The following is a 24,146-nucleotide window of genomic DNA, read 5'->3' as shown; positions in this document are numbered from 1 at the left end:
GTGACGGAACCTGTTGCCGCCAGCGGGATCGGCAGTCTCGCCTGGTTGTTGCTAGCCCTGCCGGCCTTCGGCGCGCTCGTGTTGCTCGTGGGTGGCAAGCGCACCGACAAGTGGGGTCACCTGCTGGGCTGCGCCACCGTGATCGCCGCGTTCGCGTACGGGGTCGCGCTGTTCTTCGACACGGTCGCGTTGTCGCCCGAGCAGCGCACCACCGAGGTGCACCTGTTCGACTGGATCCCGGTCGAAGCGCTGAACGTGGAGTTCGGGCTCCGCCTCGACCCGCTGTCGCTGACGTTCGTGCTGCTGATCACCGGTGTCGGGTCGCTGATCCACATCTACTCGATCGGCTACATGGCGCACGAGGCCGGGCGGCGGAAGTTCTTCGGCTACCTGAACCTCTTCGTCGCCGCGATGCTGCTGCTGGTGCTCGGCAACGGCTTCGTGACGCTGTACTTCGGCTGGGAGGGCGTCGGCCTCGCGTCGTACCTGCTCATCGGCTGGTACCAGCACAAGCCGGAGGCGGCGTCGGCCGCGAAGAAGGCGTTCCTGATGAACCGGGTCGGCGACCTGGGTCTGGCGATCGCCATCTTCCTCATGTTCAAGACGCTGGGCACGACCCAGTACACCGAGGTGTTCGCCCGCGTCGGCGAGTTCTCCTCGGCCGAGGTGCTGGCGATCACGTTGCTGCTGCTGCTCGGCGCGTGCGGCAAGTCGGGCCAGTTCCCGCTCCAGGCGTGGTTGCCGGACGCGATGGCGGGCCCGACGCCGGTCTCCGCCCTGATCCACGCGGCCACGATGGTCACCGCGGGCGTCTACCTGATCGCCCGGTCGAACCCGATCTACAACCTGTCGGCCGACGGCCGCCTGGTCGTGATGATCATCGGCGGCGTCACGCTGCTGATCGGCTGCGTCATCGGCTGCGCGTACGACGACTTCAAGAAGGTGCTGGCCTACTCGACGGTCAGCCAGATCGGCTACATGATCCTGGCCGTCGGCCTCGGTCCGGTCGGCTACGCGCTGGGCATCATGCACCTGCTCACGCACGGCTTCTTCAAGGCGGGCCTGTTCCTCGGCGCCGGCTCGGTCATGCACGGCATGAACGACGAGGGCGACATCCGGCGGATGGGCGGCCTGGCGAAGAAGATGCCGATCACCTTCGTCACCTGGACGTTGGGCTACCTGGCCCTGATCGGCTTCCCGTTCCTGTCCGGCTACTTCTCCAAGGACGCCATCATCGCGGCGGCGTTCAGCGAGCCGGGCTGGCGCGGCTGGGTGTTCGGCGGCGTGGCCGCGCTGGGCGCGGGCATCACCGCGTTCTACATGACCCGCCTGCTGTGCCTGGTGTTCCTGGGCAAGCCCCGCTACACCGAGCTGAAGTCGGCCGACGGCCGCGAGTACCACCCGCACGAGTCCGGCCTGTCGATGACGGTGCCGATGATCCTGCTGGCGGTCGGCTCGGTCGGCGCGGGCTGGTTCTTCGAGTCGAACCACAACCTGTCCGGCTGGCTCACGCCGTCGTTGGGCGAGTTGCGGGAGCAGCACGGCGTGCTCTCGCACGGCGTGGTGAACTTCCTGGTGCTCGGCCTGTCGGCGCTGGGCGTGCTGCTCGGGTTCCTGCTGTTCGGTCGCGGCGCGCAGCCCGTCGAACGGCCGGCGCGGGTGTCCTTCCCGGTCCGCGCCGCGCGTGCCGACCTGTACGGCAACGCGCTGAACGAGGCGCTGTTCGCGCGGCCGGGCACCTGGCTCACCCGCGCGCTGGTGTTCGTGGACAACAAGGGCGTCGACGGCCTGGTCAACGGGTCGGCGGCGCTGCTGGGCGGTAGCTCGGGCCGGCTGCGCAGGCTGCAGACCGGGTTCGTGCGCTCGTACGCGCTCTCCATGCTCCTGGGTGCGGTCTTCGTCCTGGGCGCGCTGCTGATGGTGAGGTTCTCGTGAGCTGGACGCTGATCGCGCTGCTCCTGCTGCCGCTCGTCGGCAGCCTGGTGGTGGCGTTCCTGCGGGGCAACGACCGGTTGGCCAAGTCGGTCGCGCTGGCGTTCTCGCTGGTGGAGCTGGCCCTGGCGGTGCTGGCGTGGACGGCGTTCGACCCGGGCGGCGACCGTTTGCAGCTGACCAGCTCGGCCGAGTGGATCCCGGCCTTCGGCGTGCACCTGTCGTTCGGCGTGGACGGCATCGCGCTGGTGATGATCGCGCTGATCGCGTTCCTGGTGCCGGTCGTCATCGGCGGCTCGTGGGCGGACAAGCTGCCCGAGGGCCGCAGCGCGGGCGGGTTCTTCGCGCTGCTGCTGGCCATGCAGACCGGCATGGTCGGTGTCTTCGCGGCCACCGACGTGTTCGTGTTCTACGTGTTCTTCGAGGCCGTGCTCGTCCCGATGTACTTCCTGATCGGCCGCTTCGGCGGGCCGAACCGGCAGTACGCGGCGATGAAGTTCTTCCTGTACTCGCTGCTCGGCGGCCTGATCATGCTGGCCTCGGTGATCGGCCTGTACGTGGTCAGCGCGGACAAGATCGGCCAGGGCACGTTCGACTGGGCCACGCTGGTCACGGTGACGCGCGAGCTGCCGCTGTCCACCCAGATCTGGCTGTTCCTCGGCTTCTTCGTCGCGTTCGCGATCAAGGCGCCGCTGGTGCCGCTGCACACCTGGCTGCCCGACGCCGGTGCGGAGGCGCCCGTCGGCGCGGGCGTGCTGCTGGTCGGCATCCTGGACAAGATCGGCACGTTCGGCTTCCTGCGCTACTGCCTGCCGCTGTTCCCGGCGGCCAGCAAGGAACTCGCGCCGGTGGTGCTGGTCCTGGCCGTGGTCGGCATCCTGTACGGCTCGCTGCTCGCCGTCGGCCAGTCCGACATGAAGAGGTTCGTGGCCTACACCTCGATCGCGCACTTCGGCTTCATCGCGCTGGGCATCTTCGCGTTCAGCTCGCAGGCCGGCACGGGCGCGGTGCTCTACATGGTCAACCACGGCATCTCGACCGGCATGCTGTTCCTGGTCGTCGGCATGGTGATGGCCCGCGGTGGTTCGCGCCTGATCGAGGACTACGGCGGCATGGCCAAGCTGACCCCGGTGCTCGGCGGGCTGTTCTTCGTGGCCGGTCTGTCGTCGCTGGCGCTGCCGGGCACCAACTCGTTCGTGAGCGAGTTCCTGGTGCTCATCGGCTCCTACCCGAACGAGCCGGTCTACACGGTCCTGGCCGCCGTCGGCATGGTCCTGGCCGCGCTGTACGTCCTGTGGCTGTACCAGCGGGTCTTCCAGGGCCCGGTGCGCGGCACCGCGATGCTCAACCTGGTCGGCGGCCCCGGTGCGGCGGTCGACCCGGAGAAGGCCGCCGTGCCTGACCTGAACAAGCGCGAACTGGCCGTGCTCGCGCCGCTGGTGGCACTGATCCTGGTGCTCGGCTTCTACCCGAAGCCGGTGTTGGACGTGATCACCCCGTCCGTCGGGGCGACGCTCAGCGAGGTCGGGGTGGCCGACCCGGTCGCGCAGGAAGGCAAGTGACGTGACGACGTTCCTCTCGCAAGTGGAGCGGCTGCAAGCCCCGGAGATCGACTACGGGGCCGTCGCACCGTTGCTGATCGTGCTCGGCGCGGCCTGCCTCAGCGTGCTGTTCGAGGCGTTCCTGCCCAAGGCGCAGCGGTGGGGGGCGCAGGTCGTGCTGACCCTGCTCACGCTCGCCGCGGCGGGTGCCGGGCTGGTGGCGTACGGCTTCGGCGGCGACACCCCGGAGCAGGGCAAGGTGACGCTGTCGGGCACCATCGCGGTCGACCAGCCGGTGCTCTTCCTGTGGGCGACCCTGCTCATGCTCGGCCTCGGCTCGGTGCTGCTCATCGCGGACCGGTCGGTCGAGCCGGGCGGCGCGTTCGTCGCGGACGCCTCGATCCTGCCCGGCCAGGGCCCCCAGTACGGCGGTGGCGTCTACAAGACGTCCGGCTCCGGTGGTGGCACGGCCGTGCGGGCGCGCGAGTTCGCGGGCAGGCTCGGCATGCAGACCGAGGTGTTCCCGCTGACGCTGTTCGCGCTCGGCGGCATGATGACCTTCGTCGCGGCGAACGACCTGCTCACCATGTTCATCGCGCTGGAAGTGCTGTCGCTGCCGCTGTACCTGATGTGCGGCCTGGCCCGCCGTCGCCGCCTGCTGTCGCAGGAGGCCGCGGTGAAGTACTTCCTGCTCGGCGCGTTCGCGTCGGCGTTCTTCCTGTACGGCGTGGCCCTGCTGTACGGCTTCGCGGGCTCGGTGAAGCTGGCCGACATCGCCACCGCCACCACGGCCAACGACCGGTCCGACACGCTGCTGTACGCGGGCTTCGGCCTGCTGATCGTGGGCCTGCTGTTCAAGGCCTCCGTCGGCCCGTTCCACGCGTGGACCCCGGACGTCTACCAGGGCTCGCCGACGCCGGTGACGGCGTTCATGGCGGCCTGCACGAAGGTGGCGGCGTTCGGCGGCATCCTGCGCGTGCTGTACGGCGCGTTCGAGCGGTCGAGCTGGGAGTGGAACGGCGTGCTGTGGGGCGTGGCCATCGCGTCCATGGTGATCGGCGCGGTGATCGGCCTCACCCAGACCGACGTGAAGCGGATGATCGCCTACTCGTCGGTGGCGCACGCGGGCTTCCTGCTGGTCGGCGCGATCTCGCTGAACGACCAGGGCCTGTCCGGCACGATGTTCTACCTGATGGCCTACGGCTTCACCACGATCGCCGTGTTCGGCGTGATCAGCCTCGTGCGCAACGCCGACGGCGAGGCCACCCACCTGTCCCAGTGGGCGGGGCTCGCCAAGCGTTCGCCGGTGACGGCCGCGGTGTTCACCTTCCTGCTGCTCGCGCTCGCCGGTCTGCCCCTGACCAGCGGGTTCGTCGGCAAGTTCGCGGTGTTCGCGGCGGCGATCGAGGCCGACATGACACCGCTGGTGGTGATCGCCCTGGTGGCCAGCGCGGTGGCCGCGTTCTTCTACCTGCGGGTGATCGTGCTGATGTACTTCAGCGAGCCCGCGCCGGACGGCCCGACGGTGAGCGTGCCCGGCGCGTTCACCACCATCGCGATCACCCTGGGCACCGCGGTGACCCTGGTGCTCGGCGTCTACCCGCCGCCCGTGCTCGAATGGGCGGGTACCGGCGCGTTCATCTTCTAGCGGTACGTAGGCTCTGCAGGCGTGACCAGTAGCGAGCGGGCGGGGACGGGGTTCCGGTTTGCGGACCCCGTGCTCGCGGAGGTGGTTCAGGACGGACTGGCCGAGGTGGAGGAGCTGCTGCACAAGGTCGTGCAGAGCGAGTTCCACCCGGTGATGGAGACGTCCCTGCACCTGGTGTCCGCGGGCGGCAAGCGCATCCGCCCGCTGTTCACCATCCTGTCCGCCCAGTTCGGCGGCACGTGGGACCGGGAGAGCGTGATCAAGGCGGCGGCCGTGGTCGAGCTGACCCACCTCGCCACGCTGTACCACGACGACGTGATGGACGAGGCCACCATGCGCCGCGGCGCGGAGTCGGCCAACGCCAAGTGGGACAACAGCATCGCGATCCTGACCGGCGACTACCTGTTCGCGCACGCGTCGGCGCTGGTCGCGGACCTGGGCACGGGTGCGGCGCGGATCATCGCGGAGACGTTCTCCGAGCTGGTGACCGGGCAGATGCGCGAGACGATGGGTCCGCGCCCCGGTGAGGACCCGGTCGCGCACTACCTGACCACGATCGCGGAGAAGACCGGCTCGCTGATCGCCACGGCGGCGCGGTTCGGCGCGATGTTCTCCGACGTCACGCCGGAGCAGGTCGAGGCGCTGCGAGCGTACGGCGACGTGATCGGGGCGGCGTTCCAGATCTCCGACGACGTCATCGACATCGCCTCGCCGTCGGAGGAGTCGGGCAAGACGCCGGGCACGGACCTGCGTGAGGGCGTGAAGACCCTCCCCATGCTCTACGCGCTGCAGGACGAGCCGGACTCGCGCCTGGCGAAGCTCCTGGCCGGCCCGATCACCGACGACGCCGAGGTGGACGAGGCCCTGACCCTGCTGCGCGCCTCCACGGGCCTCCAGCGGGCCCGCCAGACCCTGGACGACTACGCCGCGCGCGCCCGCGCCACCCTGGCCGTCCTCCCCCCGGGCACCGCCCGCGACGCCCTCGAATCCGTCAGCGACTACGTCGTCACCCGCTCCCACTGACCCGCGAGAGTCCTGCGTTCGCGCCGCGAGAGTCCTCCGTTCACGGACCCTGAATTCAACGCTCACGACGAGCGGCGAGTGGCTGAGCGTTGAATTCAGGTGTCCTGGACGTAGGACTCTCGAGGCCTGGGCGTAGGGCTCTCGCGGTTAGGTCAGGTTGGGGAGGGGGAGGCGGCGGCGGGCGCGGACGGCGTCCGCGGTGAAGACGGCCAGGGCCGCCCAGACCAGGGCGAAGCCGAACCAGCGTGACGGCGGCATCGGCTCGCGCATCACGAACACGCCCCACGCGAACTGGAGCACGGGCGCCAGGTACTGCAGCATCCCCATGGTCACCAGCGGCACGAGCCGGGCGCCCGCGCCGAACAGGATCAGCGGGACCGCGGTCACCAGCCCGGCCGAGGCCAGCCACAGCGCGTGGCCCCAGCCGCCCGAGTGGAACGTCCCCGCCGGGCCCAGCCAGACCAGGTACCCGACCGCGATCGGCGCGAGCACGATGCTCTCCGCGGTCAGGCTGGCCGTCGCGTCCAGCGGCACCGTCTTCTTCAACAGCCCGTAGACGCCGAACGAGCAGGCCAGCACCAGCGAGATCCACGGCAGCCTGCCGTAGTCCACGGCCAGCACGACGACCGCGGCCACCGCGATGGTCAGCGCGGCGTACTGCGGCAGGCGCAGCCGCTCGCGCAGGACGAACACCCCGAGCAGCACGCTCACCAGCGGGTTGATGAAGTAGCCGAGCGCGGCCTCGACGACGTGCGAGGTGTTGACCGCGTGGATGTAGACGCCCCAGTTGACCGCGATGAGCGCGGACGCCGCGGCCACCATCGCCCAGCCGCGCGCCGACAGCCTCCGGATGCCCGCCCAACGGCCGAGCACGGCGGTGATGACCACCATCACGACCAGCGACCACGCGATCCGGTGTGCCAGGATCTCCACGGAACCGGCAGGCTGGAGCAGTGGCCAGTACGCGGGCACGATGCCCCAGAGGAGGTACGCGCCGACGCCGAACGCCATTCCACGGCTCGTGCGGTCGACATCCGTCGAAGCGGTGGAGGCAGAGGTCAACGGCGGCACACGGACTACTGTACGCGGCCGTTTTGGCTGGTCAGTTGCTCCAGGTGGCCTACTATCGACACCTGGCCACAGGTCCGGCCGGCCCCACGCGCCGAACCCGGCGGTCAGGGTAGTTTTGCACCGCTTCCCCTACCGGGTGAAGGCTCGGAAGCGGAGCGTGTCGGGGTGTGTGACAAGCAGCAGTGGGAGGGTCTCCCGTGAGTTCGCTCTTCGGGCAGGTGTGGCTGTGGAGCCTGCTGTCCTTCGTGGCAGGCGTCGCACTCACCTGGCTGGTCCTGGTGCGTCCGGCCAAGCGGGAGCTGGAAGACCTGGAGGAACGCCTCCTCACGTCGCCCCGCCCCGCCACGGGCTCGACCTCGGGCAGCGCGGTCGCGCCGAGGGCCGACGCGGGTGACGAGTTCGACAACTGGCACGTCGAGGCGTCCCGGTCGCTGGCCGACGACGTGCTGACGCCGGCGCAGCCGCGGTACGAGCCCGCCGCCGAGCGCGCCAGGTTCGACGCGCCGCCCGAGCCGGTCCAGTACGACGTGACGAACATGAAGCTCGACCAGCGCGACTCGCTGCTGGAGGAGCTGGACGACGAGCACCGGCCGTTGTCCGACTTCGAGGAGCAGCACGACTTCCCCGAGTTCGACGCCGAGCCGCCGCGCAGCCTGTTCGAGCGGCTGACGCCGGGCGAGGACACCCGGGAGACGCTGGAGCCCAAGCCCCGGCCGCGGTCCTACGAGCCCGACGACGAGCCCGAGCTGCCCGCCGAGACGACGCACCTGATGCCGGCGGTGCCCGCCGCGCCGGTCGCCGAGGTCGCGCCGCGTCAGGAGGAGCCGACCGCGCCGCCGGAGGTCGAGGTCTTCCAGCCGCGCGAGGTGTGGCGCGAGGAGCCCGTCCGGGAGGTCTACGACGAGGACGTGGACACCGCCGGCCACGAGGAGGAGGACGAGCCGGAGCGCAGGCCCGGGCCCGCCGAGGAGACGGCGCTCATCCCGGCCACCGCGCTGGCGCAGGCCATCGCCGAGGTGGACGGCGAGCAGCGGCGGTCCCAGGAGCCCGAGCCGCAGGTGTGGCCCGAGCACGACCTCACCGGCCACTTCACGCCGGTGGACGTCGAGTCGTCGCGTGGTGAGCTGTCCGAGCCGGCCACGAACCCGACGTCCAGCGACGAGGCGTTCCTGAACCAGCTGTCGCGGACCGACGCGCGCGACACCGACGCGCGCGACACCGAGGCGCGCGAGGGCCCGACGCGCGAGGCCGAGGCGCAGACCGAGGTGCGCCCGGTCGACCCCCGCCTCGCCGAGCCCGCGGCGCATCCGGTCGACGAGGTCCGCGAGGAAGAGGGCGGCCCGCAGACCGACGTCATCCGCTCCGTGGCCGGCGCCGCGCCGGTGGAGCCGAGGCCCGAGCCGCCGCAGGCCCCCGAGCCCGCCACCCCCGAGCCCCCCGTCGCACCCCGGGCAGCCACGCCCCAGCCGACCGCCGCCGAACCGGAGGTGGCGGAGCCGCCCGCGTTCGAGCCGACGTTCGTCCCCCCGCCGGCCGAGCAGCCCCTGCCCGCCCGGTCGGCCGGGAAGGCCGCGGCGCCCAAGCCGGAGCCGAAGAAGGACGAGCCGGCCCGGCCGCGCAGCCTGTTCGAGCCGCTGGAGGACAGCGACGACGAGCCGGAGCCCGAGCAGACCCGCCCGGCGCCGGCGTCGTCCGGCAACGACCAGCCCTTCGTGCCGACGCTCTCGCCCGAGCTGCTGGCCGGCAACCCGCTGCCGATGAACCCGACCGGCCTGCCGCAACGGCCCACCCGCCCCGCCGGCGCCCCGCGCACGCCCTCGCCCGCACCGCTCGCGCCGAAGCCGATCACGCCGCCGCCGCCGCGCCCGGTGCGCCCGCGCCCGGTCGGGTTCAGCCCGAGCACCGGCGGCAGGCAGCCCGCGCCCGGCAGCACCCGCTTCCAGGGCCAGCAGGAGGGCTTCAACCCGCGCTCGCCGTTCGGCCCCGGCTCCGTGCTGCCGAAGTCCGACGGCCTGGCCCCCGCGCCGGAGTTCCAGGTCAAGGCCACGCTGACCGGCCGCCGGTACTTCACCAACGAGTCGGCGAACTTCCGCGAGACGCGCGCCGACGTCTGGTTCCGCACCACGACGGACGCGGAGAAGGCGGGCTTCCGCCAAGCGCCGTAACCACGGGTTCCCTGGGGAGGGAAAACGCGAAGACCCCCTGTTCCGGGAGGCGGAACAGGGGGTCTTCGTCGTACCGGGGTGGCGCTAGCCGGCCACGGTCCAGGTGTCCTTGCCGTGCAGCAGCGCGCGCAGGTCCGCGGGCTTCGCGGCCTTGGCCTGCTCCACCTGCGCCCGCGCCGCGTCGTCGTACGTGGCGCGCGCGGTGTTGCGGAACACGCCGGTGACGGTGTGCTGGAGGTCCTGCGTCGACAGCCGCGACAGCGCGAACGCCAGGTTCAGGTCCGACGCGTCGTGCACCACGACGTCCTCCGGCGAGACGTCCGCCGACTTGGCCACGGCCAGGCCGAAGCCGTCCCGGACCACCGCGTACTCGCCGTTGCCGAACGTGATCGGCTGCCCGTCGACCACGTTGATGATCCGGCGCGCGGCCTCGTCGGCGTCCTTGAGCACGTCGAACGCGCCGTCGTTGAAGATCGGGCAGTTCTGGTAGATCTCGACCAGCGCCGACCCGCGGTGCTCGGCGGCCTGCCGCAGCACCTCGGTCAGCCCCGCCCGGTCCGAGTCGACCGCCCGGCCGACGAACGTGGCCTCCGCGCCCAGCGCCAGCGACACCGGGTTGAACGGGTGGTCCAGCGAGCCGAACGGCGTGGACTTGGTGACCTTGCCCTCTTCGGACGTCGGCGAGTACTGGCCCTTGGTCAGGCCGTAGATCCGGTTGTTGAACAGCAGGATCTTGAGGTTCACGTTGCGGCGCAGCGTGTGGATCAGGTGGTTGCCGCCGATGGACAGCGCGTCGCCGTCACCGGTGACCACCCACACCGACAGGTCCGGCCGGGCCACGGCCAGGCCGGTCGCGATGGCCGGCGCGCGCCCGTGGATGGAGTGCATGCCGTAGGTGTTCATGTAGTACGGGAACCGCGACGAGCAGCCGATCCCCGAGACGAACACGATGTTCTCGCGCTTGAGACCGAGCGTGGGCAGGAACGACTGCACGGCGTTGAGCACCACGTAGTCGCCGCAGCCGGGGCACCAGCGGACCTCCTGGTCCGACTTGTAGTCCTTGGCCTTCTGCGGCTCGTCCGCCGTTGGCACGCCGACCAGCCCACCCACGGTCGGCAAGCCCAGTTCCGTCGCCGTCATTCGGACACTCCCTTGATCACGTCGGCGAGCACGTCCTGAAGCTCTTCGGCCTTGAACGGCAGGCCTTGCACCTTCGTGTAGCTGATCGCGTCGACCAGGTACTTGGCGCGCAGCAGCAGCGCCAGCTGGCCGAGGTTCATCTCGGGCACGACGACCCGGTCGTACCGGGCGAGCACGTCGCCGAGGTTCTTGGGGAACGGGTTGAGGTGCCGCAGGTGGGCGTGCGCCACCGGCATGCCCAGCTTGCGCACCCGCCGCGCCGCCGCGCCGATCGGGCCGTAGGACGAGCCCCAGCCGACGACGAGCACGCGCGCCTCACCGGACGGGTCCTCCACCTCGACGTCGGGCACCTCGATGCCGTCGATCTTGCGCTGCCGCAGCCGCACCATGTAGTCGTGGTTGGCCGGGTCGTAGGAGATGTTGCCGGTGCCGTCGGCCTTCTCCAGCCCGCCGATGCGGTGCTGCAGGCCGGCCGTGCCGGGCACCGCCCACGGGCGTGCCAGCGTCTCCGGGTCGCGCAGGTACGGCCAGAACGTGCCGTCCGGCGCGTTCGGCTCGGTGGCGAACGCCACACTCAGGTCCGGGAGGTCGGCCACGTCCGGGATGAGCCACGGCTCGGAGCCGTTGGCGATCGCGCCGTCGGACAGCAGCAGCACCGGCGTGCGGTAGACCAGCGCGATGCGCGCGGCCTCCAGCGCGGCGTCGAAGCAGTCCGAGGGCGACCGCGGCGCGACGATCGCGACCGGCGACTCGCCGTTGCGGCCGAACATCGCCTGGAGCAGGTCGGCCTGCTCGGTCTTGGTCGGCAGGCCGGTGGACGGGCCGCCGCGCTGCACGTCGATGACGATCAGCGGCAGCTCGGTCATCACGGCCAGGCCGATGGTCTCCGACTTCAGGGCCACGCCGGGGCCGGACGTCGACGTCACGCCGAGCGCGCCGCCGTAGGACGCGCCGAGCGCCGCGCCGATGCCCGCGATCTCGTCCTCGGCCTGCAAGGTCGTGATGCCGAAGTTCTTGTGCTTGGACAGCTCGTGCAGGATGTCCGACGCCGGGGTGATCGGGTACGTGCCCAGCACCAGGGGCAGCCCGGACTGCTGGCCGGCGGCGACGAGGCCGTAGGCGAGCGCGGTGTTGCCGGTGATCTGGCGGTACGTGCCCTGGTCGAGCTTGGCGGGCGCGACCTCGTAGGTGACCGCGAAGGACTCGGTGGTCTCGCCGTAGTTCCAGCCCGCCCGGAACGCCAGCACGTTGGCCTCGGCGATGTCGGGCTTCTTCGCGAACTTCTCGCGGAGGAACCGCTCCGTGCCCTCGGTCGGCCGGTGGTACATCCAGGACAGCAGGCCGAGGGCGAACATGTTCTTCGCCCGTTCCGCGTCCTTCTTGCCGAGGCCGGTGTTCTCCAGGGCGCCGATGGTCAGCGTGGCCATCGCGACCTTGTGCACCTGGTAGGCCTCGGTGAGGGAGTTGTCCTCGAGGGGGTCGGCCGCGTAGCCCACCTTGACCAGGTTGCGCTTGGTGAACTCGTCGGTGTTGACGATCAGGATCCCGCCCTTGGGCAGGTCGTCGATGTTCGCCTTGAGGGCCGCCGGGTTCATCGCCACCAGCACGTCGGGGCGGTCGCCGGGGGTGAGGATGTCGTAGTCGGCGAAGTGCAGCTGGAAGCTCGAGACACCGGGGAGCGTGCCCTGTGGCGCCCGGATCTCGGCCGGGAAGTTCGGCTGGGTGGCGAGGTCGTTGCCGAAGGCGGCGGCTTCCGAGGTGAAGCGGTCACCCGTCAGCTGCATGCCGTCGCCGGAGTCGCCGGCGAACCGGATCACCACGCGGTCGAGCTTGCGGACCGTGCCGGTCTTGTCGGGCGAGCCACCTGGCGCGGCGCCGTTACCAACGTCGGTAGTCATGTCCTACGCCGATCCCTTTCCTCACAACGCCCGAGGGCTGCTGCCCCCGTGCCCCTCCGCGAGGGTAGTCGTGCCCGCGCGGGAGCCGGTTTCTCCCGTACCACTGTGCGGGACGGTTCGTCCCACCAGGTGCGCGGGGCGCGAACTGGGCAGTATCCGAGTAGTACTGGTCGGTAACTGTTACTCAAAGTTACAGTTAATCGGGCGGTCTGTCCAGGTCAGTCGCGGCTGCGGATCCTGGCTTTCACCGCCGCGAGCTTGGCCTGGAACTCCGGCGTCGCGATCGAGGCGACCTGGGGCGTCAGCTCGGTGTCCACGGCTTGGGCGTGGTCGGCGAGGGTCGCGGTGGTGCGCATGGACGCCTTGATCGTGCGGACCAGCTCGCGCGAGGCGTCGGCCGAAGGGCGCGCGAACCCGACCGCGGCGGCGACCAGCTCGTCGTGCCCGCCGTCGACCCGTGCCCAGGCCAGCCCTTGGGATACCGCCGCGTCCGCGTCCAAAACCTGGCCGAACAGGGTCATCGCGGTCGCGGTCTGGGGACCGGTGAGCCTCTGCAGCATCCACGTCATCCCGCCGCCGGGGTGGATGCCGAGCTGGAGGAACCGCGCGTCGAACTTCGCGTTGTCGTTGACCAGGCGCACGTCGCAGGCCAGCGCCAGGTTGAGGCCCGCGCCGACCGCCGCGCCGCCGACCGCCGCGATCGTGGGCAGCGTGCAGCCGGCCACCGCGAGGAACCCGGCGTAGATGCGCCGCAGGCCCTCTTCCCGGGCTTCGCCCAGCGCGGTGAGGTCCGCGCCCGCGCAGAACGCCGGCGGCGCGCCCGTGATCACGACGGCGTGCACGTCGGCGTCGTCCTCGCAGGTCCGGACGGCGGCCACGAGCTGCGCGGAGAGGTCGAGCGTGAGCGCGTTGCGGCGTTCGGGGTCGTGCACGGTGATGACCGCCACGCGGTCGGAGCGTTGCAGGAGCACTTCGGCCATGCGCGGGACTCTAAGGTGCCGGCGGGCGGTCCAAGAGTCGGGACAACACTACGGTCGAGACGGTGCGGTCGATGATCTCGACGGCCCGGAGCCGTTCCAGCGCGGTCTCCAGGTGGTGGATGTTCGCCGCGCGCAGGTGCACGATGGCGTCCGCCGCGCCGGAGACGGTGTAGGCGGCGCGGACCTCGGGCATCGGCTCCAGGCGCTGCTGGATGTCGTGCGGCGCCACGTTGCCCCGGCAGTGCACCTCGACGAACGCCTCCGTGCCCCATCCCAGCTGCTCGGGGTCGACGACGGCCGTGAAGCCGCGCAGGACGCCCGTGTCCAGCAACTTGTCCACCCGCCGCTTCACCGCGGGGGCGGACAGGCCCACCTCCTTGCCGATGTCGGCGTAGCTGGAGCGGGCGTTGGCCATCAGGCGCGAAATGATTCGCTGGTCGATCGTGTCCACACGCAACATTCTGCCCTGGAAGACGCAATATCGCGGCGTTGTTCGTGGGTCAGACGGCAATCTACATTTCGATCCATGACCTCGGTTTCCTTCGCGGGCCCCGGTGACGAGCCGATCGTGCTCGACGTCGCCACGCCCGCCGCGCAGGTGCGCGTGCCGACCACCCGTCGGTACCTCATGTGCCCGCCCGCGTACTTCACCGTGGAGTACGCGATCAACCCGTGGATGGACCCCACGCAGCCGATCAGCACGTCGTTGGCGATGGAGCAGTGGACGGCCCTGAAGGAGACCTACGAGCGCCTCGGGCACGAGGTCGAGACCATCGAGCCGCAACCGGGGCTGCCCGACATGGTCTTCTCGGCCAACTCCGGCACCGTCATCGACGGCCAGGTCCTCGGGTCCCGCTTCCGCGCGCCCCAACGCGCCGCGGAAGCCGACCACTTCCGCCGCTGGTTCCTGGCCAACGGCTACCGCGACGTCGTCATGCCGGAGCGCACGAACGAGGCCGAGGGCGACTTCACCTGGACCGGCAAGTACCTCCTCGCCGGCACGGGCTTCCGCACGGACCCCCTGGCCCACTCGGAGGCCCAGGAGACCCTGGGCGTGCCGGTCATCTCCCTGCAGCTGACCGACCCCCGCTACTACCACCTGGACGTGGCCCTGTTCGTCCTGGCGGACGACCTGATCGCCTACTACCCGGAGGCCTTCTCGCCGGGCAGCCGACGCGTCCTGCGCCGCCTCTTCCCGGACGCCGTCATCGCGACCGCCGAGGACGCCGCCTGCCTGGGCCTGAACGCGGTCTCCGACGGCCGCCACGTGGTCCTGCCGGTGGAGGCGACCGCGCTGGCGGACCAGGTCGCGCACCGGGGCTTCGAACCGGTCTTCGTGGACATCTCGGAACTCCGCAAGTCCGGCGGCGGCCCGAAGTGCTGCACGATGGAACTCCGGGACTGATCCCGCCTTCGCGCTGGTCAGTCGGCGGGCTGACCAGCGCGAACGTCGGAAACGCTACGGCGTGCGGCCGGTGAGGCCGACGATCCGCGCGATCAGGGGCGCGTCGGGCGGCACGGGCACCTCGGGGCCGAAGAGGCCCATGTCGCGTCCCATCGGCGCCGTCCGGACGAGGTCGGCGTGGACGAACTCCAGCAGGTCCCCGTCCCACGACGGCGCCTGGCCGGTGGCCTTGGCCAGGTCCCACGTGTGCACGACCGTCTCACCCAGCACCATCGCGCCGATCACCTCGGCCGGCATCTCCTGCGGGCTGCCGAGCGTCGTCGTGCCGGTCCACGCCGACGGCTCGCCCCACGCGACGGCGCGGTCGCGCAGCAGCGCGCCCAGGTCCGCGGCCCAGTCGCCCGCGGTGAGGTCGACGTCCGCGTCCGAGGCGGCGGGCGGTGGCACGGGCGCCTTGCGCGCGGCGGCGTTCAGCGGCGGGCCCCAGAACAGCAGGTGGTTGAGGAGCTTGCGGACGTCGAACTCGGCGCACGGCGTCGGCGCGTCCAGCTGGTCGGGCTTGATGTTCTCGACGACCTCCAACGCGGTCGCCACGGCTTTGTCGATCAACTGCTCACGGGACATGCCGCCCACCGTAGGAACGGCCGTCGCGGGTGTATTGAACAAAGGCGACATACCCTCGCGGTCGTGACGAGGGACGAGCGCGAGCTGGCGTGGCGGCGGCACCAGAGCCACGAGTTCCACCAGCCGTCGCCCGACCTGACCGCGCACGTGGCGCGGTACTGGGTGGTGCGGTGGCGCTACGACCGGCCGTACCGCCAGCTGATCGTGCCCTACCCGAACGTGCACCTGACGTTCCACGAGGACGCGGCCGTGATCGCCGGCGTGTCCAGCGGGCACGTGTTCAAGGAGCTCGACGGCACGGGCCGGGTCTTCGGCGTCGCCTTCCGCCCCGGCGCGTTCCGACCGTTCCTCGGGGCGCCGGTCCAGTCGCTCACCGACCGGACCGTCCCCGCCGAGACCGTCTTCGACCACCTGCCCGCCCACGCCGACCTCGACGGCGTGGAAGCCGCGCTGCGCCGCAACCTGCCCGCACCCGACCCGAGGGCGGCGGAGGCGGTGGAGATCGTCGAGCGGATCGTCCGGGACCCCCTGCTGACGCGGGTCGACGTGCTGGCCCGCGAGGTCGGCGGCAGCGTCCGGCAGCTGCAACGCCTGTTCGCCGAGCACGTCGGCGTCGGCCCGAAGTGGGTGATCCGCCGCTACCGCCTGCGCGAGGTGACCGAGCGCATGGAGGCCGGCGGCCGGATCGACTGGGCCGCGCTGGCGGCCGACCTCGGCTACGCCGACCAACCGCACTTCGTCCGCGACTTCACGGCCATGGTCGGCGAGACGCCCACCCGATACGCCGAGCGCTACGGTGACGCCTTCGCCACCGGCCGGCGCTGACCCTTCTGTCGTCACCCATAGGGCTGATCGCTCTAGCGGACCGACCCCGGTCGGTGCTCCGATCGACGGCACTCGCTGTCGACCAAGGTAGGGAGCGCGCCATGAACCACCTCGACGCCCAGCGTCCGTCGCCCCAACCGCAACAGGAGCAGGAGGAGCCCGTGGAACGGCAGAAGCCCGAGGTCCCGAAGCCTCTCACCGGACTGGAGTGGCTGGTGCGCCAAGCCCAACGGCGCCGTGAGGAACGCCCGGCGGACCCGGCGCGTTAGGCCGCACCGCTAGTCCGACACCTCCCGCTGGAACGCTGCCCACAGCAGGTTCAACGGGTGGTCGGCCGGGAACTTCGCCCGCTCGTCCTTGCGGGCGAAGACCCCGACCAAGCGCTCCAGCTGCGGTTTGCGGTCGTTCGTCAGCGCGACCACCCGCAGGCCCGACCCCTCGCGCAGCTCGTTGTTCGCGGCGACCACGCCGAGGCCCGACGTGACGATCATGCAGCCCTCGACCAGCCCGGACCGCAGCAACGACATGCCGTACTGGATCTCGTCGATTTCCGCCGCGATGTCCAATTCGTTCCGGTAGTCCGATCCGAACCAGCCGCGCAGGAATTCCGCGATCAACCCGTCACCGGGCACGACCAGCGGCAGCTTCGGCAACTCCCCGGTGCCGACGCTCGCGCCGAGCCTGCTCTCCGGCAGGTTCGTGAGCAGCGCCAACCCGCCGCGCCGCCACTCGATCACGTCGAAGTCCTCGACCCCGCTGCTGCGGCCCGCGTGCGTGACCACGCTGCCGCACACGATGTCGACCTCCTTGGACTCCAGGCTCTTCCAGATGTCCTTGGTGCGGATGTGCACGACCTTCAGCTCCACGTCACGCCGGCGGAAGTCGTCCGCCACGTGGTGCCACGCCTTGGCCAGCGAGTCGAGCATGAACCGCGTCGTGCCGACGGTGACCGTGGTGCCGAGCTTGCGCCGGCACTCGTGAATCGAATCCAGCCACTCGGCCAAGGTGGTGCGCGCCAATTCGACCAGCGCCTCGCCGGTCTGTGTGATCAGCACGTCTTTTCCCCGGCCCTGCTTGACGACCAGCGGCTCGCCGCACAACGACTTGAAGTTGCGGTTGAGCGTGTCGATCTGCTTCTGCACACTGGACTGCTCACGGCCGAGCACGCGGGCCGCGCGCAGGGCCGACCGCGTCTCGTACACCGCGATCAAGGTCCTGAGCTGGTCCAACGTGGTGTCCAGCAGCAGGGGCGAGGTGTGCAGGAGCCTGCTGAGCTGGTTGCCCGCTGGCAGGAGCAGTTGGGCCGAGGTCGACATGCAGGGCCTCTCGGGTCGGGGCGTGATGTTCTACCGATTAGTTGTACTGAACTTGACCACAGTTCGCGCTGAAATTATCCGAAGATCTTGATGGATTTCCCTGGACAGGTATACGCGATCCGTAAGAGACTTCTGCCGCAACCAGGTGCTTGTTCACGTGGGTGCAATCAGGGGGAGTATTGGGGGGTTGGGGGCCCGCCGGGCAGCAGCCCGGCGGGCCCCCACGTATTAACCTCACCGGTGTGACGGTTTCCACCTTGGACTGGGGCACGACGTACCGGGTCACCGTGCTCGACCTCGGCCTGGCCTGCTGCGGCGTCGAGGTCATGGCGGCGCTCGAGGGCCACCGCCCGGAGCACCTCGAAGCCCTGGGGGTCGATCCGGTGCACGCGGCGGGCGAAGCTCACGTGCTCGTCGTCTCCGGCACCGTCACCGACGCCATGTTGCCCGCGGTGATCGCGACCTACCAGGAGATGCCGGAACCGCGTTACGTGATCTCCGTCGGCGCGTGCAGCAACACCGGCGGGCCGTACTGGGACTCCTACAGCGTCACCAAGGGCATCGACCAGGCGCTGCCGGTGCACGTCGCCGTGCCGGGCTGCCCGCCACGTCCCGAGGCCCTGCTCGACGGCCTCGCCGCGCTGCACCGGATGGTGTCGTGAGCGCCGCCTCGCAGGCCCTGGCCTCGCGCATCCCCGACGCCCAGGTCAAGACGGCGTTCGGCCAGACGACCGCGCACGTGCCGCTGCACGCGTGGTCCGAAGCCGCCCGCTGCGCGCGCGAGGAGCTGGGCTGCACGCAGTTCGACTGGCTCGGCGTCGAGGACGCGGGACGTCCCGGCGCCGCGGGACAGCGGCACGCCGTGCTGCTGCACGTGCTCGACCCCGACACCAAGGACGGCGTGCTGCTGCGCACCGAACTCGGCCCGGACGACGTGCTGCCGAGCGTGGCCGACCGGTGGGCGGGCGCGGCGTGGCACGAGCGCGAGGCCGCGGAGATGTTCGGCATCGCCCTCGCCGACGGCGAACCGGCCCACCTGCTGCTGCCGGACGGCTTCGGCGGCCACCCGCTGCGCAAGGACTTCGTGCTGGCCTCCCGCGTGGTGCGCCCGTGGCCGGGCCGGCTCGAACCGGGCGAGGACGGCACGTCGTCGCCCAGCCGCAGGCGGGCCGCGCCACCCGGCGTGCCCGACCCGTCCTGGGGACCGCGCTACGAGCGCTCTGAGGAGGACACCAGTGGCTGAGCTGCCACCGCGCACCCGAGGCGTCATCGCGCTGCTGGAGGCCAACTGCACGGTGTGCATGATCTGCGCCCGCGAGTGCCCCGACTGGTGCATCCACATCGACTCTCACACCGAGGTCGAGCAGCAGCCCGGCTCGGCCCGGCCCCGTGCGCGCAACGTGCTCGACCGGTTCGCCATCGACTACGGCCAGTGCCTGTACTGCGGCATCTGCGTGGAGGCGTGCCCGTTCGACGCCCTGCACTGGGCGCCGGACTTCTCCTACCCGGGCACGGGTGGCCTCGACGGCGACGGCGCGGTGGCCGAACTCGTCCACGAGCGCGACGTGCTGGCCACGTGGGCCACGCACGTGCCGCCGCCACCGCCGCTGGACGAGGGCGCCGAACCGGCGCCCGAGACCACCGCCACACGCCCGGCACGCCCCGGTACCGGAACCCCGCGCCGACCGGGCGCGTTGAGGGAGGGGACGTAGGAGCAGCCGGAGGCAAGCGTGCACAAGCACTTCAACGCGTTGAAGACCGCGTTGCTGCTCGCTGCCATGAGCGGGCTGATCGTGGCGATCAGCTCGCTGTTCGGCCGCACCGCGCTCGTCATCGGCCTGCTGCTGGCGCTGGCCGTGAACGCCTACGCCTACGTCAACTCGGACAAGCTCGCGCTGCGCGCCATGCGCGCCAGGCCGGTGTCCGAGGTGGAGCAGCCCGCGATGTACCGGATCGTCCGGGAGCTGGCCATGGCCGCGCGTCAGCCGATGCCGCGCCTCTACCTCAGCCCCACCATCGCGCCGAACGCCTTCGCGACCGGCCGCAACCCGCGCAACGCCGCCGTCTGCTGCACCACCGGAATCCTCGACCTGCTCGACGAGCGCGAGCTGCGCGCCGTGCTCGGGCACGAGCTGTCGCACGTCTACAACCGCGACATCCTCATCTCGTGCGTGGCGGGGGCGCTGGCCGGCGCGGTCAGCACGCTGGCGAACCTGGCGGTCTTCGCGAGCGTCTTCGGCGGCGAGGGCGACGAGGACCGGCCCAATCCGTTCGCGATCCTGCTCATCGCCGTGCTCGGCCCGATCGCGGCGTTCATCGTGCGGATGGCCGTGAGCCGGTCCCGGGAGTACCAGGCCGACGAGTCCGGCGCGGAGCTGACCGGCGACCCGCTGGCGCTGGCCTCGGCGTTGCGGAAGATCGACGCCGGCACGCGTGCCGCGCCGCTGGCGCCGGAGCCCGCCGTGGTCGCGCAGTCGCACCTGATGATCGCGAGCCCGTTCCGGGCGGGGGAGAACCGGGTCAGGCTGTTCTCCACCCACCCGCCGATCGAGGACCGCGTGCGCCGGCTCGAGGAGCTGGCCCGCCGGTACTAGCCGGCCGGCGCTAGTGGGCTTCCAGTGCGACGTTCATCACGTACTGGCCGTAGCCGGACTTCGCCAACTGCTCGCCGAGCACGTAGCACTGCTCGGACGTGATGTACCCCATCCGGAGCGCGATCTCCTCCAGGCACGCGATGCGCACGCCCTGCCGGTGCTCCAGCACCTGCACGAACTGGCCCGCCTCCAGCATCGAGTCGTGCGTGCCGGTGTCCAACCACGCGAAACCGCGGCCGAGGTCGACCAGCTTGGCCCGGCCTTCCCGCAGGTAGGCGAGGTTGACGTCGGTGATCTCCAGCTCGCCGCGCGGCGACGGCTCGAGCGACTTGGCGATGTCCACCACGCCGTTGTCGTAGAAGTACAGGCCGGTGATGGCCTTGTTCGACTTCGGCAGCGGCGGCTTCTCCTCGATGCTGATGAGCCTGCCGTCCGCGTCGACCTCGCCGACCCCGTACCGCTCCGGGTCCTTCACCGGGTAGCCGAACAGCACGCAGCCGTCCAGCTCGGCGGCGTTGTGCTGGAGGACCTTGGAGAAGCCGTGGCCGTAGAAGATGTTGTCGCCGAGCACCAGCGACACGTCGTCGTCGCCGATGAAGTCCGCGCCGATGATGAACGCCTCGGCCAGCCCGTTCGGGTGAGCCTGCTCCGCGTAGGAGATGCTCAGGCCGAACTGCGAGCCGTCACCGAGGAGCCGCCGGAACAGCGGCAGGTCGATCGGGGTCGAGATGAGCAGCACCTCGCGCACGCCCGCCAGCATCAGCACCGAGAGCGGGTAGTACACCATCGGCTTGTCGTAGACGGGCAGCAGCTGCTTCGACACCGCTTGGGTGATCGGGTGCAGCCGCGTGCCGCTACCGCCCGCGAGGATGATGCCCTTCATCGGTAGTTGGTGAACTGGAGGGCGATGCCGAAGTCGGAGCTCTTGAGCAGGGCGATCACGTCTTGCAGGTGGTCCTTCTTCTTGCCCGTGACGCGCAGCTGGTCGCCCTGGATCTGCGCCTGCACGCCCTTGGGGCCCTCGTCGCGGACCTTCTTCGCGATCTCCTTGGCCTTCTCGCTCGAGATGCCCTGGACCAGGTTGCCGGTCACCTTGAACACCTTGCCCGACAGGGCCGGGTCGCCGATCTCGAAGGCCTTCATCGAGATGCCGCGCTTGACCAGCTTCTCCTGGAAGACGTCGATCGCGGCCCGGCAGCGCTCCTCGGTCTCGGACTGGAAGGTGATCGCCTCATCGCCCGCCCAGGACACCTGAGTCCCCGTGCCGCGGAAGTCGAACCGGGTGCTCAGCTCCTTGGCGGCCTGGTTGAGCGCGTTGTCGACTTCCTGGCGGTCGACCTTGCTCACCACGTCGAACGACGGGTCTGCCACGTGCTCGGTACCTCCGCGTAGGTGGGTCTGGAACCGCCCGGAAGCCTACCGGGGAACCCGGTTGCGCATGCCCCCACGGGCTTATGTATTGTCTCCACCGCACCCGGCACCACCGGGCGCGGGGCGGGTTGCCCGAGCGGCCAATGGGAGCGGACTGTAAATCCGTCGCGAAAGCTACAGAGGTTCGAATCCTCTACCCGCCACGCTCGTCGAGGACCCTGCTTGCGAAAGCGCATGCAGGGTCCTCGCTTTATTTGTCCTGAGGTGCAACCTCGGACGTCCCGCCCGGCGGGCGCTGCCCCCGAGACCCCGGTTCGCGCATGGTCGCGTTGACGGGTGATGGGTACCCGGTCGCAGGGGGCGGGTCGGGGGTCGTTGGGTGCGATGACGTGGGGCCGGACGCAGGTGAGGCCGGCGCGCAAGCGCTTCCTCTCGCTTGCGTGCCGGCCTCGACTGCAGCATAACCCATATCGAACGCTTGTTCGAGGGTTACGCGATGGCGGCTCGGCCCGCCTCGGTCAGCTCCGCGTCCGTGCGCTCGTCCAGACCCACCGCCCGCCGGGCCCGCAGCAGCCCCGCGTGGACCAGGTCGTGCGTGACCATCTGGTCGCAGCACGGCAACCCGTCCACGTACAGGTCAGGCTCGCGTCCCCCCGACAGCTCAGCCCGACCAGCGGCAACGGCGCGGAGCATGGATTTCGCCCGCCCGGACAACTCCCTCGCAACGTTCATGGCGGCCCCCTCGCCCGTCCTTCCCGTACCTGCTTCCTCGTCTGGTAAGAGGTCTGGACCTGCGCTTCGAGTACCCCGCCCGGACAAGTTCACTCGGGTGGACGAGGCTGCCGCCCACTGTCCCCTCCTGCGCCGCTCGGAGGGCGACGCCACGCCGAGTGGTTGCTCCGTTCGGCCCACCGGGCCGCCTGTGACCGGTCCGTGCTCCGATCGGCCCGTTGGCGCAGGTGCCGCCTAACGGGCGGGGCGGCGTTGCCAGGTCGTCCACAGCGGCCGGTAGCCGTGGGAGTACCAGAACGGCGCGGACAGCGGGTTGGGCAGGGCGTGGTGCAGCAGCGTCACGCCGACGCCCGCCTCGTCCAGCAACCTGTGCGCGTGGTCCGCGAGCGCCGCGCCGATGCCGCCGCCACGCGCGTCCTCCCGCACACCGAGCAACCCGAGGTACGCCACCGGCCGCACGGACGTCCGCGAGGCGATCCAGTCCGAGTACCCGGGCAGGTCGTAGTAGACGAACCCGACGACCTCCCCGTCGCGCTCCGCCAACCACCCGCACGGCTCCGGCCGCTCCAGCAGCGACGCGATGTGCTCGCGCAGCCGCTCGGCGCTGGACGGCCGGGCGGTGACCATGCCGAACAGGCTGTCGAACCGCAGCGTCTCCAGGTTCACCTCCACGGCCACGTCCAGGTCCTCGGGCGTCAACGGCACGATCCGCACCGTCGAACGGCCGTCGAAGCCCCGGCCGGGCAGCCGGGCGGCGGTCACCAGCAACGGCGCGTAACCGTGCCGCGCCAGCACGTCCGCGGCCTCGACGGCACGGCTGGGCACGGTCACCAACGCGGCCGTGTCGTGATCGCCCGCCCCGCTCAACGGCCACCGGCGCAGCAGGTCGTCCAGGTCCGCGCCGGGGTGCCAGTGCAGGGAGTGCGTGCGCAGCGCGCCCCAGGAGGCGTTCAGGGCGTCCGCGGACAGCTCGGAGAACGAGAACGGGTCGTCGACGGGAGCGATGTCGGGCAGCAGAGGGTCCACACCTGCCAGCTAACCCGTGCGCGACGTAGATTGCCGCCGTGGATCTCTACGTGGTCGACGCGTTCACCGACCGCGCGTTCGCGGGCAACCCGGCGGGCGTGGTGCTGCTGGACGGTCCGGCCGACGAGCGGTGGATGCAGGCCGTCGCCGCCGAGATGAAGCACGCCGAGACGGCGTTCGCCCGGATCGACCACGAGGACCCGGTGCCGCTGCGCTGGTTCACGCCCGTCGCCGAGGTGGACCTGTGCGGCCACGCCACCCTGGCCGCCGCGCACGTGCTCGGCGGCAGCCGCAGGTTCGACACCCGCAGCGGCGTCCTCACCTGCGAGGCCGAGGACGGCTGGGTGGAGATGGACTTCCCGGCCGACCCGGCTGAGCCGATCGAGATGACCACGCCGCTGCGCGCGGGTCTGCCGGGCGTCACGGTGAGGGCCGTCGCGCAGGCCGTGTCGGACGTCCTCGTGGAAGCCGCCTCCGCCGACGAGGTCCGCGAGCTCCGCCCGGACTTCGCCGCGCTCGCCGAGGTGCCCGGCCGCGGTGTGATCGTGACCGCACCGGGCGACCGGCCGGGGCTCGACGTCGTGAGCCGGTGCTTCTACCCCTCCTACGGAGTCCCGGAGGATTCCGTAACCGGTTCCGCGCACTGCACGCTCGCCTCGTGGTGGGTGCCGCGGCTCGGTCGCGCGAACCTGCTGGCCGAGCAGGCGTCCGCCCGCGGAGGGCTGGTCCGGACCACTCTGGACCAAGATCGCGTTCGCCTCGCCGGGCAGGCCGTGACGGTCATCCAGGGCCGACTGATCGTGTGATCCGATCTGTTACTTCTGGTGGCGTTGCGCTACACGACCTGCCATTTCG

General features: G+C 70.8%; 24 protein-coding genes and 1 tRNA gene. 14 read left to right on the top strand and 11 right to left on the bottom strand.

Annotation, left to right across the window (positions count from 1 at the left end):
• Genes nuoL through AB0H12_RS16840 form a run of 4 tightly spaced genes read left to right on the top strand, consistent with a single transcriptional unit; the run spans position 1 to position 6,144 of the window.
• Positions 1-1,935, top strand: coding sequence for an NADH-quinone oxidoreductase subunit L (gene nuoL / locus AB0H12_RS16855; protein ID WP_499623734.1), 1,935 nt, complete (start codon positions 1-3; stop codon positions 1,933-1,935).
• Complete coding sequence (locus tag AB0H12_RS16850; RefSeq protein WP_499623733.1) at positions 1,932-3,494, top strand: NADH-quinone oxidoreductase subunit M; 1,563 nt, start codon at positions 1,932-1,934, stop codon at positions 3,492-3,494. The genes nuoL and AB0H12_RS16850 overlap by 4 nt, the downstream gene beginning before the upstream one ends.
• A 1-nt stretch (position 3,495) precedes the next feature.
• A complete protein-coding gene (gene nuoN, locus AB0H12_RS16845; RefSeq protein ID WP_499623732.1) occupies positions 3,496-5,121 on the top strand; it encodes an NADH-quinone oxidoreductase subunit NuoN in 1,626 nt (541 codons plus the stop codon).
• Between the two features lie 21 nt (positions 5,122-5,142).
• On the top strand, positions 5,143-6,144 hold the full coding sequence (locus AB0H12_RS16840; protein WP_499623731.1) for a polyprenyl synthetase family protein: 1,002 nt from the start codon (positions 5,143-5,145) through the stop codon (positions 6,142-6,144).
• Positions 6,145-6,291: 147 nt separating this feature from the next.
• On the opposite strand, the gene rarD is transcribed toward AB0H12_RS16840, so the two are convergent.
• Positions 6,292-7,155, bottom strand: coding sequence for an EamA family transporter RarD (rarD, locus tag AB0H12_RS16835; RefSeq protein ID WP_499623730.1), 864 nt, complete (start codon positions 7,153-7,155; stop codon positions 6,292-6,294).
• Between the two features lie 257 nt (positions 7,156-7,412).
• Here rarD and AB0H12_RS16830 point away from each other — a divergent pair, with 257 nt between their 5' ends.
• Complete coding sequence (locus AB0H12_RS16830; RefSeq protein ID WP_499623729.1) at positions 7,413-9,380, top strand: sunset domain-containing protein; 1,968 nt, start codon at positions 7,413-7,415, stop codon at positions 9,378-9,380.
• Positions 9,381-9,464: 84 nt separating this feature from the next.
• On the opposite strand, the gene AB0H12_RS16825 is transcribed toward AB0H12_RS16830, so the two are convergent.
• The 4 genes from AB0H12_RS16825 to AB0H12_RS16810 form a co-directional block, all read right to left on the bottom strand.
• Positions 9,465-10,520 carry a 2-oxoacid:ferredoxin oxidoreductase subunit beta gene (locus AB0H12_RS16825; protein ID WP_499623728.1) on the bottom strand — a complete coding sequence of 352 codons (1,056 nt, stop codon included), beginning with the start codon at positions 10,518-10,520 and terminating at the stop codon, positions 9,465-9,467.
• Positions 10,517-12,418, bottom strand: a complete 1,902-nt coding sequence (locus tag AB0H12_RS16820; protein ID WP_499623727.1) for a 2-oxoacid:acceptor oxidoreductase subunit alpha — start codon at positions 12,416-12,418, stop codon at positions 10,517-10,519. The genes AB0H12_RS16825 and AB0H12_RS16820 overlap by 4 nt, the downstream gene beginning before the upstream one ends.
• A gap of 218 nt (positions 12,419-12,636) precedes the next feature.
• Positions 12,637-13,398, bottom strand: coding sequence for an enoyl-CoA hydratase (locus AB0H12_RS16815; RefSeq protein WP_499623726.1), 762 nt, complete (start codon positions 13,396-13,398; stop codon positions 12,637-12,639).
• Positions 13,399-13,408: 10 nt separating this feature from the next.
• Complete coding sequence (locus AB0H12_RS16810) at positions 13,409-13,849, bottom strand: Lrp/AsnC family transcriptional regulator (RefSeq protein WP_230566443.1); 441 nt, start codon at positions 13,847-13,849, stop codon at positions 13,409-13,411.
• A 75-nt stretch (positions 13,850-13,924) separates the two neighbouring features.
• On the opposite strand from AB0H12_RS16810, the gene ddaH reads away from it, so the two are divergent.
• Positions 13,925-14,803, top strand: a complete 879-nt coding sequence (gene ddaH / locus AB0H12_RS16805; protein ID WP_499623725.1) for a dimethylargininase — start codon at positions 13,925-13,927, stop codon at positions 14,801-14,803.
• A 54-nt stretch (positions 14,804-14,857) separates the two neighbouring features.
• On the opposite strand, the gene AB0H12_RS16800 is transcribed toward ddaH, so the two are convergent.
• Positions 14,858-15,427, bottom strand: a complete 570-nt coding sequence (locus tag AB0H12_RS16800; RefSeq protein WP_499623724.1) for a TIGR03086 family metal-binding protein — start codon at positions 15,425-15,427, stop codon at positions 14,858-14,860.
• A 63-nt stretch (positions 15,428-15,490) separates the two neighbouring features.
• Between AB0H12_RS16800 and AB0H12_RS16795 the strand changes: the two genes are divergently transcribed.
• Together AB0H12_RS16795 and AB0H12_RS16790 are read left to right on the top strand one after the other, a co-directional pair.
• On the top strand, positions 15,491-16,252 hold the full coding sequence (locus AB0H12_RS16795) for a DUF6597 domain-containing transcriptional factor (protein WP_499623723.1): 762 nt from the start codon (positions 15,491-15,493) through the stop codon (positions 16,250-16,252).
• Between the two features lie 101 nt (positions 16,253-16,353).
• Positions 16,354-16,521, top strand: coding sequence for a hypothetical protein (locus AB0H12_RS16790; protein ID WP_499623722.1), 168 nt, complete (start codon positions 16,354-16,356; stop codon positions 16,519-16,521).
• A gap of 9 nt (positions 16,522-16,530) precedes the next feature.
• Here the strand turns inward: AB0H12_RS16790 and AB0H12_RS16785 are convergent, their stop codons facing one another.
• A complete protein-coding gene (locus tag AB0H12_RS16785; protein ID WP_499623721.1) occupies positions 16,531-17,568 on the bottom strand; it encodes a LysR family transcriptional regulator in 1,038 nt (345 codons plus the stop codon).
• A 242-nt stretch (positions 17,569-17,810) separates the two neighbouring features.
• Here AB0H12_RS16785 and AB0H12_RS16780 point away from each other — a divergent pair, with 242 nt between their 5' ends.
• From AB0H12_RS16780 to htpX, 4 genes are read left to right on the top strand one after another with little or no spacing between them, the layout of a single operon-like run.
• Entirely contained in the window at positions 17,811-18,230 is a 420-nt protein-coding gene (locus AB0H12_RS16780; protein WP_230566447.1) for an NADH-quinone oxidoreductase subunit B, read from the top strand.
• Positions 18,227-18,811: an NADH-quinone oxidoreductase subunit C gene (locus AB0H12_RS16775; protein WP_499623720.1), complete on the top strand. Its 585-nt coding sequence runs from the start codon at positions 18,227-18,229 to the stop codon at positions 18,809-18,811. Before AB0H12_RS16780 ends, AB0H12_RS16775 begins: the two co-directional genes overlap by 4 nt.
• Positions 18,804-19,280, top strand: a complete 477-nt coding sequence (locus AB0H12_RS16770) for a 4Fe-4S binding protein (protein WP_499623719.1) — start codon at positions 18,804-18,806, stop codon at positions 19,278-19,280. The genes AB0H12_RS16775 and AB0H12_RS16770 overlap by 8 nt, the downstream gene beginning before the upstream one ends.
• 18 nt (positions 19,281-19,298) lie before the next feature.
• The gene (gene htpX / locus AB0H12_RS16765) at positions 19,299-20,162 is read left to right on the top strand and encodes a zinc metalloprotease HtpX (RefSeq protein ID WP_499623718.1); all 864 of its coding nucleotides are present in this window, start codon (positions 19,299-19,301) and stop codon (positions 20,160-20,162) included.
• Between the two features lie 10 nt (positions 20,163-20,172).
• Here htpX and rfbA read toward each other — a convergent pair whose 3' ends face one another.
• Positions 20,173-21,045, bottom strand: a complete 873-nt coding sequence (gene rfbA / locus AB0H12_RS16760) for a glucose-1-phosphate thymidylyltransferase RfbA (RefSeq protein WP_499623717.1) — start codon at positions 21,043-21,045, stop codon at positions 20,173-20,175.
• Complete coding sequence (locus AB0H12_RS16755) at positions 21,042-21,533, bottom strand: YajQ family cyclic di-GMP-binding protein (RefSeq protein WP_499623716.1); 492 nt, start codon at positions 21,531-21,533, stop codon at positions 21,042-21,044. The genes rfbA and AB0H12_RS16755 overlap by 4 nt, the downstream gene beginning before the upstream one ends.
• A gap of 122 nt (positions 21,534-21,655) precedes the next feature.
• On the opposite strand from AB0H12_RS16755, the gene AB0H12_RS16750 reads away from it, so the two are divergent.
• Positions 21,656-21,736, top strand: a tRNA-Tyr gene (locus AB0H12_RS16750).
• A gap of 286 nt (positions 21,737-22,022) precedes the next feature.
• Here the strand turns inward: AB0H12_RS16750 and AB0H12_RS16745 are convergent.
• A complete protein-coding gene (locus tag AB0H12_RS16745) occupies positions 22,023-22,265 on the bottom strand; it encodes a hypothetical protein (protein WP_230566453.1) in 243 nt (80 codons plus the stop codon).
• Positions 22,266-22,499: 234 nt separating this feature from the next.
• Positions 22,500-23,291 carry a GNAT family N-acetyltransferase gene (locus AB0H12_RS16740; RefSeq protein ID WP_499623715.1) on the bottom strand — a complete coding sequence of 264 codons (792 nt, stop codon included), beginning with the start codon at positions 23,289-23,291 and terminating at the stop codon, positions 22,500-22,502.
• A 38-nt stretch (positions 23,292-23,329) separates the two neighbouring features.
• Here AB0H12_RS16740 and AB0H12_RS16735 point away from each other — a divergent pair, with 38 nt between their 5' ends.
• Positions 23,330-24,097 (top strand): PhzF family phenazine biosynthesis protein, encoded by a 768-nt coding sequence (locus AB0H12_RS16735; RefSeq protein ID WP_499623714.1) that lies wholly within the window; start codon positions 23,330-23,332, stop codon positions 24,095-24,097.
• Positions 24,098-24,146 lie beyond the last annotated feature (49 nt).

This window comes from Actinosynnema sp. NPDC023794 (genome assembly GCF_040639675.1).
In the GTDB taxonomy this organism is placed as follows: Bacteria; Actinomycetota; Actinomycetes; order Mycobacteriales; family Pseudonocardiaceae; genus Actinosynnema; species Actinosynnema luteola.
The sequence above is the reverse complement of the archived record's forward strand: the minus strand, read 5'-3'. Positions and strand labels throughout refer to the sequence as shown.

Excerpts from the sequence above, each read along its gene's own strand:
- rarD (WP_499623730.1), bottom strand. The coding sequence starts at position 7,155 with ATGGCGTTCGGCGTCGGCGCGTACCTCCTCTGGGGCATCGTGCCCGCG.
- AB0H12_RS16825 (WP_499623728.1), bottom strand. The coding sequence starts at position 10,520 with ATGACGGCGACGGAACTGGGCTTGCCGACCGTGGGTGGGCTGGTCGGC.
- AB0H12_RS16820 (WP_499623727.1), bottom strand. The coding sequence starts at position 12,418 with ATGACTACCGACGTTGGTAACGGCGCCGCGCCAGGTGGCTCGCCCGAC.
- AB0H12_RS16815 (WP_499623726.1), bottom strand. The coding sequence starts at position 13,398 with ATGGCCGAAGTGCTCCTGCAACGCTCCGACCGCGTGGCGGTCATCACC.
- ddaH (WP_499623725.1), top strand. The coding sequence starts at position 13,925 with ATGACCTCGGTTTCCTTCGCGGGCCCCGGTGACGAGCCGATCGTGCTC.
- AB0H12_RS16800 (WP_499623724.1), bottom strand. The coding sequence starts at position 15,427 with ATGTCCCGTGAGCAGTTGATCGACAAAGCCGTGGCGACCGCGTTGGAG.
- AB0H12_RS16790 (WP_499623722.1), top strand. The coding sequence starts at position 16,354 with ATGAACCACCTCGACGCCCAGCGTCCGTCGCCCCAACCGCAACAGGAG.
- AB0H12_RS16785 (WP_499623721.1), bottom strand. The coding sequence starts at position 17,568 with ATGTCGACCTCGGCCCAACTGCTCCTGCCAGCGGGCAACCAGCTCAGC.
- rfbA (WP_499623717.1), bottom strand. The coding sequence starts at position 21,045 with ATGAAGGGCATCATCCTCGCGGGCGGTAGCGGCACGCGGCTGCACCCG.
- AB0H12_RS16745 (WP_230566453.1), bottom strand. The coding sequence starts at position 22,265 with ATGAACGTTGCGAGGGAGTTGTCCGGGCGGGCGAAATCCATGCTCCGC.